The organism is Oceanispirochaeta sp. M1 (assembly GCF_003346715.1).
GTDB lineage: Bacteria > Spirochaetota > Spirochaetia > DSM-2461 > DSM-2461 > Oceanispirochaeta.
The window spans coordinates 1-18,441 of record NZ_QQPQ01000034.1; the positions used below are offsets into that span (position 1 = coordinate 1).

Sequence of the window (18,441 nt, forward strand, 5' to 3'; positions counted from 1 at the left end):
GTTAAGAGAAAATTTTAAAATTATCCTTATATTAAGTATTTTTATTTGCTTTATCGGTATTCTACAGTTTTTTGGATTTATAACTATTGATAGTCGTAGTTATATTGCAGGATATAAGGATAATATTGATATTGGTTCTATGATACGACTTACATCTATCTTTGATGAACCTGCCTCTTTTTCATATTTTATTTGTCTTTCATATTATATTTCAAGATATGTATTAGTAAATCCTAAATTTACAATTTTGTTTGTTTTTTCACTTTTTTTATCTCTATCCATGTCAGCTCTTGTTACAATCTTTCTCATTGAGATAGTCAATATGAATAAGAAAACTGTCATTAAATCTTTAATTGTAATAAGTATATTCCTTTTTTTATCATATTTTACTGTAAATGAGTTTAAAATAATAATAGATTTATTTTACAATAGAATTGCAAATGGTAAGTTTGGTGAATATCGTACTGTTGCACCTATTAAAGCATTGGTATTATTTTCAGAGAATATTTTCACTATTTTCTTTGGAAATGGAATATCATCTTTAGTGGACGCAACTACTACTTTTAATTTATCTGAAAGTGCTTCTACAACTCATAATATTTTTGTAGATATAGTTTTTGAATTAGGTTTGGTTGGATTATTTCTTTATATTTTTTTGACATTATCCATAATAAAAAATTTTAAAGTATTATTTACTATGGGAATTTTTCTTATGGTTGGTACAGGATATAGAAGCGGTAATTTTATTATTTTATATGCTTTAATGCTGGGTTCTATAAATATTGAAAAAAATAAAATTGAAAATAGCAGGATTTAGTAACTTACAATTCTCTATATTATTCACAGTTTTTCTACTATCTATGTCTTGTCAGTAAATTAAAATTTATTCATCAATAATAAGGAAATTTAAATGTATGATTATGTATTTGTAACTCATTTGCCATGCTTCTATAAAGTTAATCTTTATAGAGAGTTAGCAAAAGAACTTAAAATTTTTGTGATTTTTATTTCTGATAGTACAATAGAAAAAAGATCTGATGATTTTATTGATTTAAATAGTTTAAACTTTGACTATAAAGTAATTAATAAAGGACATTTTCAGAGCAGATGTATATTGAATAGTATATTTAGAATATATAAAGTTTTAAAAAATACTAAATTTAATAAAATAATTGTTTCAGGATGGGATTTGTTAGAGTTCTGGTTTATTATTTTATTTTTTTCTAAGCATAAGAATTGTTTGGCTTTAGAATCAACAGTATATGAAAGTCATATTACTGGCTTAAAAGGTCTTTTAAAAAAATATTTTTTGTTACGAATTAGTACTGTTTTTGCATCAGGTTCAATGCATCATGATTTATTAAAGAAATTAAATTATCAAGGAGATGTGAGAATAACGAAAGGTGTTGGAATAATTAACAAGCCAGATATTATATTTCACGAGAAAATATATAATAAAAAATATTTGTATTTGGGTAGACTCACTTATGTTAAGAATTTAAAGATAATGATCGAAATATTTAATTCTCTAGCAAATTATGAATTTACAATTATTGGAGATGGTCCACAAAAAGATATTTTAAAGGAAATGGCAAATACAAACATTAAATTCATTGATTCTATAGATAATAAGGATCTTCAAAAATATTTTTTGAAGTATGACATACTTATTTTACCTAGCATTTGTGAAACTTGGGGACTAGTTGTAGAAGAATCACTTTATTATGGACTTCCAGTAATTATTTCCAAATATTGTGGATCTTCAGATCTTATACAACATTGCAAAAATGGCTACATTGTTGATCCTTATGATATTTCTTTGATTAAAGAAACTATAGTAAATGTAGATGAGGAGAAATATCATAGTCTTGTTGAAGGAATAAGAAAAATATCTATTTTGGACAAAGATCTTGATCAAATAAATTCATATCAATAATATATTTTAATGACTCCTGTATGACTTGTGTTTTATTAATTTCAATATATTATCAGTATTCAAATTTTTACTAATTGTATTTATCTCTTGTAAAAGGACTAATTTTGAAAATCACATTTATTGGATATACTATAAAACGAGGTGGAGCTGGTAAAGCCGCGCTTCGCATGTATAATGCATTAGATAAATCTGGAGTAGAAAGAGAATTTATAACTATCGAAAATAATTCGCTTTATTCAGCAAAAGATAATAAATATATTGAGAAGTATATTCATCTTATAGGATGGATAACTTCATATTTAATTTGTAAATTTCAAAAAACAAAAAATATTACAAAACATTCTTTAAATATTTTTGGTAGTTCTTTTATCAAAAGGCAAGTTAGTGAGGCATCATTGCTTCATATTCATTGGATCAATAATGAAAGTTTACGAATAAAGGATTTTTATCTTTTATCAAACAAATCAGTAATTACACTTCATGATGAGTGGTTTTATTGTGGAGCCGAACATTTAGCTTTAGATGATGAGACATTTAAACGTGTTATTGAAGGGTATAGTTTCGTTAATAAAAATGTAAAGGGTATTGATATAAATCGTTTTATTTGGAATATAAAAAAACAGAATTATAAATTATTATCTGGTGTTATTTTTACTGTTCCATCTAGTTGGATGAAAGATCGTGCACAACAAAGCAATCTATTAAAGAATCGAGATATCAGGATTGTACCAAACCCCATAGATACATCAATTTTTAAGAAACAGAAAGATCTAGATTATCCGTATTATGGAATTTTAAAGAATAATTTTATTATCACGTTTGGTGCTGTGAAAGGAAGTATAAGCAATATTAAAGGTTTTGACTTGCTTATAAGTGCAATTGAAAAAATATCTATATATTTAGATGATATTTCTATGTTAAAGATAATTACATTTGGCGGTAAAGTTAAAAAAAAGAGCACTATTTTTGGTATCGATGTTATCGAAGTGGGGCATATATCTTCAGAATCTGAACTTGCTGAAATTTATTCATTATCATCAATAACTGTTGTACCATCAAGAGTAGAATCTTTTGGGCAAGTTGCAGCAGAAAGTTTAAGCTGCGAGACTCCAGTTGTTGGGTTTGATCATTCGGGTTTAAAGGACATTATTATTCATAAAAAAAATGGTTTTTTAGCAACTCCATTTGAACCTGATTCTCTTGCTGAGGGAATTTTGTGGTTTTATAATATGAGTAAGACAAAACTTTGTCATATTGGTGAATGCGGAAGATCTCATATTGAGCTCAATTTTAGCAACAAAATTGTTTCAGAAAAAATGATTTCTATTTATAATGAGATAGAGGGGAATTTATAAAAAGATGAAAGTATCAATAGTTACTGTCGTATATAATAATGAAAATACAATAGAACATTGTATTAAAAGTGTTCTTAGTCAAAATTATGATAACTTTGAATATATACTAATAGATGGTTGTTCAAGTGATAATACTATGAATATAATTGATAAATATAAGGAAAATATAGATATAATTATAAGTGAAATTGATAATGGTATATACGACGCAATGAATAAAGGTTTAAGGATTTCAACTGGAGATGTAATAGGTTTTTTAAATTCTGATGATATATTCTATAGTGAAAACATAATTTCAAATATAGTAGATCAATTTAAGAATAACGATATCGATTGTTGCTATGGTAATCTAATTTTCAAAAATATAAATGGGAGTATCAGTCGTAATTGGATTTCTAAGGATTTTTATTCAGGATTATTTCAACGTAGCTGGACTCCAGCACACCCCACATTTTATTGCAAAAAAGAAATGTATGATAAATATGGATTTTATAGAACAGATTATAAAATTGCTGCAGATGTAGATTTAATGTTTCGTTTTTTGGACATTCATGGAATAAATTCGAAGTTTATTGATCAGTATTTTGTGATAATGAGTGATGGTGGGGTTTCTAATCGTGGGATAAAAAGTACTTTTACAATAACTAAAGAGGTACGAAATAGTTTTATTGAGAACAAACAGCCCTTTAATTTGCTTGTTTATTTAATTTATAAATTTATTAAAATAATAAGGCAAAAAAATGAAAGCACTAATAACAGGGTATAATGGTTTTATTGGTAGATACCTATTTGATTATCTTAAAAAAAATAATATAGAAGTTGACGGGATAAGTTTAAGTGAAACAAATCTTGAAAAAATAAATTTAAAAAATTACGATTCAGTTGTTCACTTATCAGGACTTGCTCATCAAAAAAAAAGTACACCTTATAGTGAGTATAAGCGTATTAATGAAGATCAGAGTTTTCATTTAGCTCTTATTGCAAAAAGAAATGGGATAAATCACTTTATTTACTTTAGTTCTTTGAAAGTTTATGGTGACGGAGATCTTTTTATTAAAGAAGATACTGAGTGTTTTCCCACTGATTCCTATGGGAAAAGCAAAAAGAATGCAGAAGGTAAGATATTAAGTCTACAAGATACTACTTTCAAAGTTACCATTTTGAGAGTTCCATTAGTTTATGGACCAAATCCTAAAGCTAATATATTGTTGTTATTAAAATTAGTTAATAGATGTCCAATATTACCATTTCGAGGAGTTGAAAATAGGAGATCAATTATTTCAATTTATAATCTTTCTGAAATAGTTAGACAAGTTTTAAAAAATCAAATTGAGGGTATTTTAATTCCTTCTGATATAAGACCTGTTTCAACAAGCGATATTATTCATTATTTAAGTAGGGCTAGAAATAAGAGTAATATTAATTTTGCAATACCTCATATTATTGAGAGTCTTTTAAAAATTGTTTTCTTAGATAAATATAAACGTCTATACATGGACTTCTATGTTGAAAATACAGAATCTTTAAAACGTATAGATTTAAGACAATTACATGAAAGTGAAAATGATTTTATTGAGTTCTTTAAGAAAAATTGAAGGAGATAAATATGAATTTATTATCTATTTTGAATCGTGAAAATCAGTTACTAGAGAAAGATATTAAAAAGAACATTGTTACATTAAACAAAAGAGTTTCCGAATCTTCTTTTTTGGTAATTGGTGGTGCAGGTTCAATTGGACAAGCTGTAGCAAAAGAGATATTTCAACGTAATCCAAAGCGATTGCATGTTGTTGATATTTCTGAAAATAATCTGGTAGAGTTAGTCCGTGATATTCGTTCTTCTTATGGTTATATTGATGGTGATTTTAAAACATTTGCTTTAGATTGTGGCAGTAGGGAATTCGAGTTATTATTTGAAAATGAAGGACCTTATGATTATGTGCTTAATTTATCTGCGTTAAAACATGTCAGAAGTGAAAAAGATCCATACACATTAATGCGAATGATTGATGTTAATGTATTGAATACTATAAAGACAATAGATTTATCAATTAAACATGGTGTAAAAAAGTATTTTTGTGTTTCAACTGATAAAGCAGCCAATCCAGTAAATATGATGGGTGCTTCAAAACGAATCATGGAAATGTTCCTGATGCAAAAAAGTATAGAAATAGATATTTCGACAGCTCGTTTTGCTAATGTTGCTTTCTCAGATGGTAGTTTACTATATGGTTTTAATCAAAGAATTTTAAAGAAGCAACCCTTATCAGCTCCTAATGATGTGAGGCGATATTTTGTTCTTCCTGAAGAAGCCGGACAGTTATGTCTTTTTTCAACTATACTAGGAGAGAATCGGGATATATTCTTTCCTAAACTTAGTCAAGAATTAAACCTTATTACTTTCTCTTCAATTGCAGAGAGGTATTTGAGTGAAAGAGGATTTGACCCCTATCTATGTGATAGTGAAAATGAAGCAAGAGAATTAGTAAGTAAACTTTCTGCAGAAAACAAGTGGCCATGTTATTTTTTTAAAAGCGATACGACTGGTGAAAAGGACTTTGAGGAGTTCTTCACAGAGAAAGAAACTCTCGATATGAATCAATTTATAGCTTTAGGAGTGATTAAAAACAATCCAGATTATAATGAAGAAAAGCTTTCATTTTTCCTAAAGAAAATAAGTGATTTGAAAGATAGCGGATGGAATAAGAAAGAACTTTTAGAATTGTTTTATTTTATGATACCAGATTTTGGACACAAAGAAACAGGGAAATATTTAGATGGTAGGATGTAATTATGATACGTTTTTTTGATATTCTTTTTTCAACAGTGGCAATCGTTATCTTATTTCCACTTTTTTTAATTGTAATGGTTTTATTAAAGTTAACTGGTGAACATGAAATCTTTTATTTGCAGAAGAGAATGGGAAGATTAGAAAAATCTTTTAATATTATTAAATTTGCTACAATGTTAAAAGATAGTGTTAATATGTCTGGTGGGGCAGTAACAAAGAAGCATGATAGTCGTGTTTTACCTATTGGTAAGTTTTTAAGGAAAACTAAGATAAATGAACTTCCTCAACTTTTTAATATTTGGATTGGCAATATGAGTATTGTTGGTCCTAGACCTTTAACTATTGAACAATATCATAATTATTCTGAGGCTCAAAGAAAGTATATCTCAGAATTAAAGCCAGGACTAACTGGTATAGGATCATTAATATTTCGTGATGAAGAAGAAATCATGGAACGATCAGGAATGGATTATAATAAAATACACGATACTATTATTGCTGACTATAAGGGTGATCTTGAATGCTGGTTCCATCATAATAATAGTTTAAGAAAATATTTTTTATTAATACTATTTACTGCTCTATCAGTGGTTAAACCTAATTTGAATTTTCAACACAGATTTAAGAACCTCCCTGAGCCTAAGGGTATATTGAAAGATCTAATAAATGGATAGGAAATTGAAAAAAGCACTAATTACAGGAGTCTCCGGTCAGGATGGTTCTTACTTGGCTGAGTTTTTATTAGCAAAAGGTTATGAAGTTCATGGTATAAAAAGAAGAGCTTCTTCATTTAATACAGCTAGAGTTGATCATCTCTATAAAGATACTCATGAAAAAAATGTTAACTTTTTTTTACATTATGGTGATCTGACTGATTCCAGTAATCTGGTTCGTATTATACAGGAAGTAAAGCCCGATGAACTTTACAACCTAGGTGCTCAAAGCCACGTTCAAGTCAGCTTTGAAGTCCCTGAATATACTGCTGATACTGATGGACTTGGTACACTACGTCTTCTAGAAGCAATCAGAATTCTTGGCATGGAGAAAAAAGTCCGCTTTTATCAAGCTTCTACAAGTGAACTTTATGGAAAGGTGCAGGAAATACCTCAAACAGAGAAGACTCCATTTTATCCGAGAAGCCCATATGCTGCAGCAAAAATGTATGCCTACTGGATTGTTGTTAACTACAGAGAGTCTTATGGAATGCATGCAAGTAATGGAATCCTATTCAATCACGAAAGCCCCCGTCGAGGTGAAACATTCGTAACTCGCAAAATAACTAGAGCTGCAGCTCGGATAAAAACCGGATTACAGGATAAATTGTATCTGGGTAATATGAATGCCGAGAGGGATTGGGGATTTGCCGGGGATTATGTACGGATGATGTGGATGATGATGCAGCAGGATACTCCTGATGATTATGTTGTTGCTACTGGTGTGAAAAGAACAGTTCGCGATTTTGTCAATTACTCATTTATTGAGCTTGGTATTGAATTGGAATGGCAGGGTGAAGGAATAAATGAGAAAGGTATAGATGTGGCTACAGGTAAAGCTCTTGTTGAAGTCGATCCTAGATATTTTAGACCTGCTGAAGTAGAACTTTTAATTGGAGATCCTACTAAGGCAAAAGAAAAGTTGGGATGGGTACCGGAAATAACTCTTCAAGAATTGGTCTCCATGATGGTTCAGTCTGACTTAAAAGATGCTGAAAAGGAACTTCATCTTAAAGAGGGTGGATACGAGGTTCAGAATTATTATGAATAAATCAGATTGTATATATGTTGCGGGTCATCGGGGAATGGTTGGTTCGGCAATTATACGTTTGTTAGTAAAGGAAGGTTATTCAAATATTATTACCCGTACTCATAGTGAGCTCGATTTAATCAGGCAGGAGGAAGTAGAAGACTTTTTTTCTGAGAATAAGATTGATTATGTATTTTTATCTGCTGCCAGGGTCGGTGGAATAATGGCTAATTCTACTCATAAGGCGGAATTTTATTACCAGAATGCAATGATAGCTCAGAATGTTATTCATTCTTCCTGGAAGAACAATGTTAAAAAGCTGATGAATCTTGGTTCAAGCTGCATTTACCCGAAATTAGCTGAACAGCCTTTAAGAGAAGTTTCATTATTGACAGGTGCTCTTGAAGAAACAAATGATGCTTATGCAATTGCCAAAATTAGTGCCATCAAAATGTGTCGTTATTACAATGAGCAATATGGTACAAATTATCTCTCTGTGATGCCTACTAACCTTTTTGGTGAATCAGATAATTATGATTTGAATTCATCTCATGTACTACCCGCAATGATCCGTAAATTTCATGAAGCTAAAATCAATAATAGTACTGTTCAATTATGGGGTGACGGCAGTCCATTGCGTGAGTTTCTATATGCAGATGATTTAGCCGAAGCTGTTGTTTTTCTTATGGAAAATAAGGATGCTGATGAAATTGGTGAGTTTGTGAATATAGGAACAGGTAAAGACTGTTCTATAAAAGAGCTCTCTGAAATGATTGCCGATATAGTAGGATTTAATGGGAATGTCGAATGGGATACTTTAAAACCGAATGGTACACCCCGTAAGCTTCTTGATGTTTCAGTCTTGGAAGAATTAGGATGGACAGCCAGTACATCTCTTAAACAAGGTATCCAAAAAGCCTATAACTGGTACTTGGAAAACAAGGCATAAATGAAATATCTAGTATCATTACCAGAATCTACTTCTGATCATTTTCATCAATTGGCTTCTTTAGATAAGGATCAATGGTTCTGTACCTCTGATCCAAATGGTGGCAAGGTTGGTTCCGGTGGTGGAACTGCCTGGCTATTGTATGATGCATGGAAAAAGTCTTCTTCTGAATTAAGTTTTTCTCAGTGGATTAGTACAGAGAAAAGAATTTTGATTCATGGTGGGGGGCAAAGTCGTCGTTTACCGGCATATGCCTCAATGGGGAAATTACTCCTGCCTATGCCTGTCTTTAGATGGGAGAGAGGGCAGAGGTTAAATCAAACGCTATTGGATCTTCAAAAACCTCTTCTGGATAGAATCCTCGATGCATCTGCTGATAAATGTCATACTTTGATTGCCAGTGGTGATGCGTATATAAGTACGGATGAGTTAATACCTGATCTTCCTGATTCAGATGTTATTTGTTTCGGATTGTCCGTTGATCCCTCTCTTGCATCCCGTCATGGTGTCTTTGTTACTGAGAGAAATACCCCTGAATCATTGAAGTATATGCTTCAGAAACCGAGTATTGATACTCTTCGTGATCTGGCTAGGGATAATCTTTTTTTTATCGATATAGGAATCTGGTTACTTAGCGACAGAGCACTCAATATATTAATGAAAAAATCCGGTTGGCTAGATACTACAAATACATTTCAAAATGGTATTCCTGATTATTATGATATGTATGGTAATTTTGGCTTGGCATTGGGTGAAAATCCTTTTACTGTTGATGATGATATTTCCTCATTATCTGTAGCCATTAAACAAATACCTAATGGAGCATTTTATCATTTAGGAACCAGCCCTGAGATAATCTCTTCTTCCTTGTCTATTCAGAACAAAGTGACAGACCAGAAAGAGATCTGGTCAAAGAATATTAAGCCTCATCCAGCTATCTTTATCCAGAATTCTGATGTTCAGATTTCTATAAATGAGAATCATGGAAACTTATGGATTGAGAATTCCAATGTTTCTGAAAAGTGGTCTATCGAGGGTAATCAGCTTCTTACAGGGATTCCGAAGAATAGCTGGAATCTTACACTTCCTGCGGGAATCTCTCTGGATATATCTCCCATCGGTACTGATGCTTATGCAATACGCCCTTATGGGATAAGTGATGCATTCAGAGGAAAGCTAGGATCTAAAAGTACAAAATGGATGAGTAAACCATTCCTGAACTGGATGGAGGATAGAAATCTTTCAATGACTGATTGTTCGCTGGAACCTGAAGATGATATTCAGGATGCTGCATTGTTTCCCGTATTGTCTGACTTCTCTGATATGGAAAATGTTATTAAATGGATGCTAAATCCCAAAGAATATAATGCTAGAGACCTTTGGATTAAGTCTTATAGAATGTCAGCTACTGATATTTCTTGTTCAGTGAATTTTGAAAGATTAGAACAGCAGAGAAAACAGTTTCGGGACATAAATTGGCTTCAGTTGGCTGAAAATAGTGAAAACAGTGTTTTCTTTCAGATAGATCTGGATCATGCTGCCCATGAGTTTGCAGAATCTTCTCTAGAAATTCCGGAAAGAGTACTGAATCTTAATAACCCTATCCAAAAAACTCACACTCAGATGTTTGCTTCCAGGGTTAATAGGTATAAGGGGTTGGATTATAAACATTATTCTGAATCAGCTTTTGAGGTTTTGCAGAATAGTCTGTTAATAAATCTTATTAATTCCAAACCAACTCCTATTAAGAATGTTTTTGATGATCAGATTGTGTGGTCACGTAGTCCTGTCAGAATTGACCTTGCCGGTGGATGGACAGATACTCCTCCCTACAGTGTCCTTTGTGGTGGTAATGTTGTCAATGTCTCTCTTGAGCTTAATGGACAGCCACCTCTTCAGGCTTTTATCAGACCATCTTCTAAAAAAAAGATAGTACTCAGTTCTATAGATCTTGGAGTAAGAGAAGTTGTAACAAGCTTTGAAGAGTTGAAGGATTTCACCCAGGTAGGTTCTCCCTTTGCAATACCTAAGGCCGCTTTGTGCCTTGCTGGCTTTCATCCTGATTTCTGCTCAGATTCTTATCCCGACTTAATCACTCAGCTAAATCAACTAGGCTGTGGTATTGAAATTTCATTATTGGCAGCCATACCCAAAGGCTCTGGTATGGGTACCAGCTCTATTCTGGCTTCTACCATATTAGGAGCTCTTTCTGATTTCTGTTCTCTTGACTGGGATCATTTTGAAATTTGCAGCAGGACCCTGGCCTTGGAGCAGTTGTTAACTACTGGAGGAGGCTGGCAGGATCAGTATGGTGGTGTTATTCCCGGAATTAAACTACTTCAGACTGAGAAGGGATGGAACCAGATTCCAAAGATTCGCTGGTTACCCGATAGGCTTTTTACTGAACCTGAGTATCAATCCTCTATGCTTCTATATTATACAGGTATCACCAGAGTTGCTAAAAACTTACTGGCTGAAATTGTAGAAGGTATGTTTTTGAATGAACGAGATCGCATGATGGTTTTGAAAGAGATGAAACAGCATACTCTGGATACCTGGGAAGCTATTCAATTGGGTGATTTTGAGTTATTCGGTAAGAAAGTGGCTCGTTCCTGGAATCTGAATAATCGATTGGATGCAGATACTACAAATCCTGAAATTGAAAAAATCATAGCAATGATAGATGATCTTTCTATCGGGTATAAACTTCCTGGTGCCGGAGGTGGTGGTTATTTATATATTGTTGCTAAAGATCCAGAAGCAGCTCAAATAATAAAAAAGAGATTGGAAGATAATCCTCTGAATTCTAGAGCACGTTTTGTTCAGATGAGGATTTCAAATAAGGGGATGCAAGTCTCCCGATCATAATTGGAGAATTTATGAAAGCAATAATCTTAGCCGGAGGATCCGGAACTCGTCTCTACCCTGCAACTAAATCAATTTGTAAGCAATTGCTACCAATTTTTGATAAACCCATGATCTATTATCCTCTATCCACTCTGATGTTGGCTGGGATAAAGGATATTCTTATTATCTCTACTCCTGCTGATACACCTCGTTTTGAGGAGTTGTTGGGAGATGGTTCTGATTTGGGGATTTCTCTGACTTATGCAGTGCAGGATGCTCCTAATGGTTTGGCTGAGGCCTTTATCATTGGAAAGGACTTTATTGGTTCTGATTCAGTGGCTCTGGTGTTGGGTGATAACCTGTTTTATGGGCATGATTTTGCCAAGCTTGTTACAGAGGCAGCCACCTTGAAGAAAGGGGCAACCGTATTCGGTTATTATGTGAATGATCCTGAAAGGTATGGAGTGGCTGAGTTTGCTTCTGACGGGACAGTTTTGTCTTTGGAAGAAAAACCCTCTCAACCTAAGTCAAATTATGCCGTTGTGGGTCTCTACTTTTATGATAACCAGGTTGTGGATATTGCCGCTAATCTTGCACCTTCCCCCCGGGGAGAGCTCGAAATCACCGATGTGAATAAAGAGTATTTGAAACGGGGTGAGTTGAAGGTTGAGCTAATGGGGCGGGGTTATGCCTGGCTGGATACGGGGACTCATCAGTCTTTGATGGAAGCCTCTCAGTATGTTCAGATTGTAGAGGCCCGTCAGGGACTTAAGATTGCCTGTATCGAAGAGATCGCCTACAGTAAGGGCTTTATTGATAGGGAGCAGTTTTCAAAATTGGCTGATTCTTTAAAAAAGTCTAGTTATGGTCAGTATCTAATTGATATTCTGGAAAGAGAGGATAAGTAGTTTATGCCATTTGATTTTAAAGAAACTTCTATTCCAGGAGTTATAATTATACAGCCCCGGAAATTTGGGGATGATCGTGGTTTCTTTATGGAAACCTATAAGCAGAGTGATTTTGTAGCTGCAGGGATTACAGAATCCTTTTGTCAGGATAATCATTCTTTATCTTCTAAGGGAGTGTTGCGGGGGGTTCATTTTCAGAGTGCTCCCCATGCCCAGGGTAAGCTTCTTCGTGTTCTTGCTGGTGCTGTGTGGGATGTGGCTGTGGATTTGATTCCCGGTTCACCTACCTTTGGACAGCATGTGGGGGTTGAATTGACAGGGGAGAATGGAACCATGTTCTATATCCCCCCCGGTTTTGGTCATGGATTTTTAACACTCTCTGATAACACTCACTTCCTTTATAAATGTACCGAAGAATATGCTCCTTCCTCTGACGGAGGAGTGAAGTGGGATGATCCTGATCTGGCTGTGAAGTGGCCCTTGCAAACAGGTCAGGTTCCTCTTGTCTCTGATAAGGATGCAATTCTGCCCTATTTAAAGGATCTTTCATTATGATCTGGCTTATCGGGAATAAAGGGATGCTGGGGCAGGATCTTGAAAAAAAACTTTCTGGTTTGGATTGTATCGGAACAGATAGAGAAGTCTCTATTCTCGAAGCTGATGCTTTGAAGGCCTTTGTTGTTGACAAAGATATATCCTTTATTATCAACTGCTCGGCCTATACGGCGGTGGATAAGGCCGAAGAAGATGTAAAGGCCGCCTATGCCATTAACCGGGATGGGGTAGGGAATATAGCAAGACTCGCTGCTGACTTGGATGTTCCCCTTCTTCATATATCAACAGACTATGTATTTGACGGTTCCAGTTCAGTTCCTTTGAATGAAGAAACTCCTACTGGACCCGTTGCTGTATATGGGGCCAGTAAACTGGCGGGTGAAGAGCTGATCCGTTCTCTCTGTACCAGGTATTTTATCATCCGGACGGCCTGGCTTTATGGCCAGTATGGACCCAACTTTGTTTATACCATGATAAAGCTTATGAATAAGCTTGAAACTTTGAAGGTTGTGGATGATCAGGTCGGTTCTCCCACCTGGACCCGGGATCTCACAGGACTGATCAAGTTGATTGTAGGTAGTGGATCTGCTGACTACGGAACTTATCATCTCTCGGGAGAAGGGGAGTGCAGCTGGTTCGGTTTTGCCTCCGAGATTTATACTCTGGGGAAAGAATTGGGACTTATCGAGGGTGAATGTTCTCTTGTTCCCTGTAGCTCTGAAGAGTTTCCAAGCCCCGCAAAACGTCCAGCCTATTCCCTTATGTCTAAAGATAAGGTACGGACTGTATTGGATTATAATGTTCCCATGTGGCAGGATTCATTAAACTCTTTTTTAAAAGGAATTAAAGCAGATGACATCATCTAGATCATTTAAAAATATACTCGTCACCGGGGGTGCCGGGTTTATCGGTAGTAATCTTATCAGGGTATTACTGACAAAGTCTGATTTTACCGGGCGGATTATCAATCTGGATAAACTTACATATGCGGGCAATGCCTCTTCATTGGACGATGTGGCTTCTCAGTTTCCCTCCCGTTATGTCTTTAAACAGGGTGATATATGTGATAGAGAATTTGTGGATTCTTTATTTAAAGAATATGATATAGACAGTGTCTGTCACTTAGCCGCCGAGAGTCATGTGGACCGCTCCATTGAGGGGCCTGAGGCCTTTATTACGACCAATGTAAACGGAACCTTTACCCTCCTGGATGTAGCCCGGAAGGCCTGGGATGGTTCCTATGATGGGAAATTATTCCACCATGTGTCTACAGATGAGGTTTATGGATCTCTGGGAGACACAGGGTATTTCTTTGAGGATACTCCCTATGATCCCCGCAGTCCTTATTCAGCCTCTAAAGCCTCCTCGGATCATCTGGTGATGGCCTATTACCATACCTATGGAATGCCTATCACCATGACCAACTGTTCCAATAACTACGGACCCTATCAGTTCCCTGAGAAGCTTATACCCGTGATGATTGAGAATATGCTTCAGGGGAAGGCTCTGCCTGTGTATGGAGATGGAAAGAACATCCGGGACTGGCTCTATGTGGAAGACCATAACTCCGCCGTCTGGGCCGTCATGCAGGGCGGAAGGCTGGGTGAAACCTATAACATCGGCGGGGAGAACGAGTGGGAGAATATCAAGCTTGTTCATACCCTCTGTGATGTTGTGGCCGATGAGGCCGGGCTGGATGCTTCTTCATTAAAGGGATTGATCTCCTATGTGAAAGACCGCCCCGGTCATGACCAGAGATATGCCATCAATTGTGACAAGCTTAAGAATGAATTGGGCTGGAAACAGTCCCTGGATTTTGAAGAGGGCTTGCAGAAGACGGTGCGCTGGTATCTGGATAACAGGAAGTGGATCGAGAATATAACAAGTGGTGAATATCTTAAATGGATGGAAAAGAACTATAAAGGACGTTAATACAATTAATATTATTGGAGGCGTCATGAAACGTCCGGCATTGATTCTTATACTAATTATTCTACCAATATTCTTGATATCCGCCGATATGAACTTTCGCGGCATCTATTCTGATTACCTCTTCTACAGTGAACTATCGGGTGAGCAGGAAGGGACCTCTCTTATGTTTCATAGTTTCAGTACCGATGCTGGTCGTACTGATTTTTCCTGGGGAGACAGAAGTTTTACCTCCCCCCTGGTAGAAACAAAACTGGGTACACTGAGAATTATGGACCCCGAAACATTCTTTTCCTACAATAGCTATAGAGCCTATGGACACAACGATGGAGCCCTCTGGCAGGGGAAAGGTTTTAACAATGTCACGGCCTTTGGAATGGACTGGATGAACGACTGGTTTTCTATCCGTCTCTATCCTGAAGTCTGGTGGGCTCAGAATGCAGACTATGATATTGTCTCGACAAGCGAAAGTTCCGGCTGGGGTGACTGGTGGGACGGCAGGGGTTATGACCGTCTTCAGCGCCAGGGGGATGACTTCCTCTATGATTTTAACTGGGGGCAGAGTGATCTCCGCCTTTACTGGGAAGACTATCTGACCTTTGGTTTCTCAAACGAAGAAGTCGTCATTGGCAGCGGCCGTGAGAACAACATCCTTCTGAGTGACAATGCAGGAGGCTTTCCCCATTTTGATATGGGAACCTATCGTCCTCAGGAGATCTGGAAGCTTGGAACCTTTGAAACCCGCTTCTTTTGGGGATTTTTAGAAGAGTCTGATTATTATGATGATAATCCCGATAATGACACTGCCTGGTTTTCTGGAATGACCATTGGCTATAGTCCCTCTTTTGTTCCAGGTTTGACTCTGGGAGCCACCCATCAGTATTACAAACCCCTGCAGTATTGGAATGCTCTGGATCTTGTGGCCGCCGTACCTGTTTTCAGCAGCAATAAACCCGGAGCAGATGATGATGAAGACGGCATGATCTCTCTGGATTTTAATTGGATTTTTCCAAAAGTCGGGTTCACTGTTTATGGAGAGTGGGCCAATAACGACTATTCCCATCCCATTACCTCCCCTGAACACACTTCGGCACAGGTGCTGGGTCTCTCTCAGATTCTTAAAACATGGAATCCTGGACAGAAACTGACCCTCTCCTTCGAACATGCCAATCTGGCTCAGACTCGTACCACAAAAGTACGTTCTGCAGGCCCCTGGTATCGCCATGGATTTGCAGGGTGGACCCAAGGCTACAGTCATGACGGACAGATCCCCGGGGCATGGATTGGACCCGGCTCAAACAGCCAGTGGATTAACTTTTCCTACTATCACAATAAGGGGATGGTTGGTCTTGAATATACCCGTATCTGCTATGACAGTGACTACTTCTATAATGTAATAATCAACGACCCGGACTACAACAAATCAACATTCGGTCAGTTTATAGATAATGATATAAGCATAGATGCTCTCTATTTTCTGGGAAACTGGAATCTGTACGGAAAGGCTACTCTTCTATATACTAACAATGAGAATTGGGCCTGGCAGGAAAATCTATTTCATTTCCATTTTGAGACTGGCCTCTCTTATTCATTCTGATCCGGAGGAACCATGTCCGATTCTATCACCGTATTTACCGCCGCCTACAACTATGGCGAATATCTACACCGTGTTTATACAAGCCTGGAGGCACAGAGTTACAAAAACTTTGAATGGGTCATAGTCGATGACTGTTCCACCGATAATACCCGGGAAGTGGTGGAAAGCTGGCTTCAGGATAAGAATGATTTTCCTATCAGATATTTCCGGCAGTCTGAAAATAAAGGCAAGATGGCCGCCATGAACAGGGGTGTGCGTGAAGCCTCATACGAACTCTTTATCAGTATAGATGCGGATGACGAGCTCATGCCCGATGCTCTTGCTATCTATATGAAGCATTGGGATTCAATTGATAAAGAGACAAGACTGGGACTTTCAGCCCTTGTGGGGCTATGTAAAGATCAGCATGGTGAGCTTGTGGGGAACAAATTCCCCAGTGATCCTCTTATTGCCGACTTTTATGAGACCACATTCAAATATAAGATCGTCGGAGATAAGCTTGAGATGTACCGGACGGCGGTGCTCAGGGAATTTCCCTATTATGAGGGTGTTGACCGTCATGTTATCCATTCGGCAACCTACTTTGATATGGCCGAGAAATATAAACTTTACTGTTTCAATGAAATTGTAAGGATCTATTACAGAGATGAAGATGGTAAAGTTCCCCTTTCCAAAAGAACAAAGAAACTTCGCTTCCTGAAAGGGCGGCAGTACTATGCGGAGATGCGTATTAATAAATATTTTCCCCGCATCCCTTCAGTAAAATTTAAATTTTTAACTTTTATCTCCTATACCCGTTACTCCTGGCACATCGGTATCAGCCTTTCAGAGATGATGCAGAGGATCGAGAAAGGAAAGAATAAAGTAGCATTTATTGCAATACTCCCCCTCTCTTTGAGCTTAATAGTCATGGATAAGATTCAGAAAAGGGCCTAATCTCTTTTCAGTTCCTTAAGGAGAATCCTTTTACTGTCCCCGTCTTTTCCCCTTAAATTACCGATAAAGAGGGAAAGTGAAACACAGAATCTCTTGTAGGGAATTAAATACTTCTTCCCAAATTTCCTTGCATAGAGTCTCAGTGAATCGGCATACCAGCTGATACCATTCTTATTATAGCTTTTACCTTCATGGTGAATGATTTTAAAACCCTTGCTCAGTACAGTGGGATTATACTTTTTCTTCAAAATCAATGAGCTCCGAAGGTCATTCTCTTCGAAAAATAGAAAATATCTTTGATCGAATTGATCAGCTTCATTGAACAGCTTTTTTTTAATCATAAAAGCAGCACCCGAAATATAGAGTCTTCGGGATATTCTTTGATCCTTTGAAAATATTCTTTTGTATAAACTCCCATAGAGTTTTTTGGGGAGGATGAAGTCAATTTCAGGGATGTATTTCAAAGGCTTACAGAAGCTCCCGTCAGGATAAAAAAGGGGGAATCCAGTTATGGAATCCTCCGATTTCTCAAACTGTTTTAAGACGGCGGCTCTGTCAAACTCTTCAATCACCGTGTCAGGGTTCAGGAAGAAAAGAATATCCCCCTGTGATTGATCCGCTCCAAAGTTATTCCCACCCCCGAAGCCGCTATTTTCCGGGTTGCTTATAAAGTATACATTCGGAAAAAGAGTCTTATACTCTTTTATATCAACATCCTCAGGATGATTATCCACAACAATTATTTCATCATTAGGGAAAAATCGCTGTACAGAATTTAGACAATCAACTAATATTTCACCACTTTGATACGTTACAATGATTACAGAGATTTTTTTGAATTGATTTTCCATAGAGACTCCTGGATCATATTGATATATTGAAGATAATTATTTGC

17 protein-coding genes are annotated in these 18,441 nt (G+C 36.3%); 16 read left to right on the forward strand and 1 reads right to left on the reverse strand.

Going from position 1 to position 18,441, the window contains the following annotated elements; translation table 11 throughout:
* The 16 genes from DV872_RS26660 to DV872_RS19695 all read left to right on the forward strand — a co-directional run.
* A partial coding sequence (locus DV872_RS26660; RefSeq protein ID WP_158547070.1) for a hypothetical protein occupies window positions 1-817 on the forward strand: 817 nt, incomplete at its 5' end.
* Between the two features lie 93 nt (window positions 818-910).
* Window positions 911-1,936 (forward strand): glycosyltransferase, encoded by a 1,026-nt coding sequence (locus tag DV872_RS19625; protein WP_114631664.1) that lies wholly within the window; start codon window positions 911-913, stop codon window positions 1,934-1,936.
* A gap of 104 nt (window positions 1,937-2,040) precedes the next feature.
* Window positions 2,041-3,291: a glycosyltransferase gene (locus DV872_RS19630; protein ID WP_114631665.1), complete on the forward strand. Its 1,251-nt coding sequence runs from the start codon at window positions 2,041-2,043 to the stop codon at window positions 3,289-3,291.
* Between the two features lie 4 nt (window positions 3,292-3,295).
* Window positions 3,296-4,057, forward strand: a complete 762-nt coding sequence (locus tag DV872_RS19635; RefSeq protein ID WP_114631666.1) for a glycosyltransferase family 2 protein — start codon at window positions 3,296-3,298, stop codon at window positions 4,055-4,057.
* The gene (locus tag DV872_RS19640) at window positions 4,032-4,886 is read left to right on the forward strand and encodes an NAD-dependent epimerase/dehydratase family protein (RefSeq protein ID WP_114631667.1); all 855 of its coding nucleotides are present in this window, start codon (window positions 4,032-4,034) and stop codon (window positions 4,884-4,886) included. The genes DV872_RS19635 and DV872_RS19640 overlap by 26 nt, the downstream gene beginning before the upstream one ends.
* A gap of 11 nt (window positions 4,887-4,897) precedes the next feature.
* A complete protein-coding gene (locus DV872_RS19645; RefSeq protein WP_114631668.1) occupies window positions 4,898-6,082 on the forward strand; it encodes a UDP-N-acetylglucosamine 4,6-dehydratase in 1,185 nt (394 codons plus the stop codon).
* 2 nt (window positions 6,083-6,084) lie between these two features.
* A complete protein-coding gene (locus tag DV872_RS19650; protein ID WP_114631669.1) occupies window positions 6,085-6,756 on the forward strand; it encodes a sugar transferase in 672 nt (223 codons plus the stop codon).
* 4 nt (window positions 6,757-6,760) lie between these two features.
* A complete protein-coding gene (gmd, locus tag DV872_RS19655; protein ID WP_114631712.1) occupies window positions 6,761-7,846 on the forward strand; it encodes a GDP-mannose 4,6-dehydratase in 1,086 nt (361 codons plus the stop codon).
* A complete protein-coding gene (locus tag DV872_RS19660) occupies window positions 7,839-8,774 on the forward strand; it encodes a GDP-L-fucose synthase (RefSeq protein WP_114631670.1) in 936 nt (311 codons plus the stop codon). Before gmd ends, DV872_RS19660 begins: the two co-directional genes overlap by 8 nt.
* Complete coding sequence (locus DV872_RS19665; protein WP_114631671.1) at window positions 8,775-11,642, forward strand: bifunctional fucokinase/fucose-1-phosphate guanylyltransferase; 2,868 nt, start codon at window positions 8,775-8,777, stop codon at window positions 11,640-11,642.
* An 11-nt stretch (window positions 11,643-11,653) separates the two neighbouring features.
* Window positions 11,654-12,529 carry a glucose-1-phosphate thymidylyltransferase RfbA gene (rfbA, locus tag DV872_RS19670; protein ID WP_114631672.1) on the forward strand — a complete coding sequence of 292 codons (876 nt, stop codon included), beginning with the start codon at window positions 11,654-11,656 and terminating at the stop codon, window positions 12,527-12,529.
* 3 nt (window positions 12,530-12,532) lie between these two features.
* Window positions 12,533-13,084 carry a dTDP-4-dehydrorhamnose 3,5-epimerase gene (rfbC, locus tag DV872_RS19675; protein ID WP_114631673.1) on the forward strand — a complete coding sequence of 184 codons (552 nt, stop codon included), beginning with the start codon at window positions 12,533-12,535 and terminating at the stop codon, window positions 13,082-13,084.
* On the forward strand, window positions 13,081-13,950 hold the full coding sequence (rfbD, locus tag DV872_RS19680; protein ID WP_114631674.1) for a dTDP-4-dehydrorhamnose reductase: 870 nt from the start codon (window positions 13,081-13,083) through the stop codon (window positions 13,948-13,950). Before rfbC ends, rfbD begins: the two co-directional genes overlap by 4 nt.
* Window positions 13,937-15,016, forward strand: coding sequence for a dTDP-glucose 4,6-dehydratase (rfbB, locus tag DV872_RS19685; protein WP_114631675.1), 1,080 nt, complete (start codon window positions 13,937-13,939; stop codon window positions 15,014-15,016). Before rfbD ends, rfbB begins: the two co-directional genes overlap by 14 nt.
* A 25-nt stretch (window positions 15,017-15,041) precedes the next feature.
* The gene (locus DV872_RS19690; protein WP_114631676.1) at window positions 15,042-16,610 is read left to right on the forward strand and encodes a hypothetical protein; all 1,569 of its coding nucleotides are present in this window, start codon (window positions 15,042-15,044) and stop codon (window positions 16,608-16,610) included.
* Window positions 16,611-16,622: 12 nt separating this feature from the next.
* A complete protein-coding gene (locus DV872_RS19695) occupies window positions 16,623-17,546 on the forward strand; it encodes a glycosyltransferase family 2 protein (protein WP_114631677.1) in 924 nt (307 codons plus the stop codon).
* On the opposite strand, the gene DV872_RS19700 is transcribed toward DV872_RS19695, so the two are convergent.
* Window positions 17,543-18,397, reverse strand: a complete 855-nt coding sequence (locus DV872_RS19700; protein WP_114631678.1) for a glycosyltransferase family 2 protein — start codon at window positions 18,395-18,397, stop codon at window positions 17,543-17,545. The genes DV872_RS19695 and DV872_RS19700 overlap by 4 nt on opposite strands.
* Window positions 18,398-18,441 lie beyond the last annotated feature (44 nt).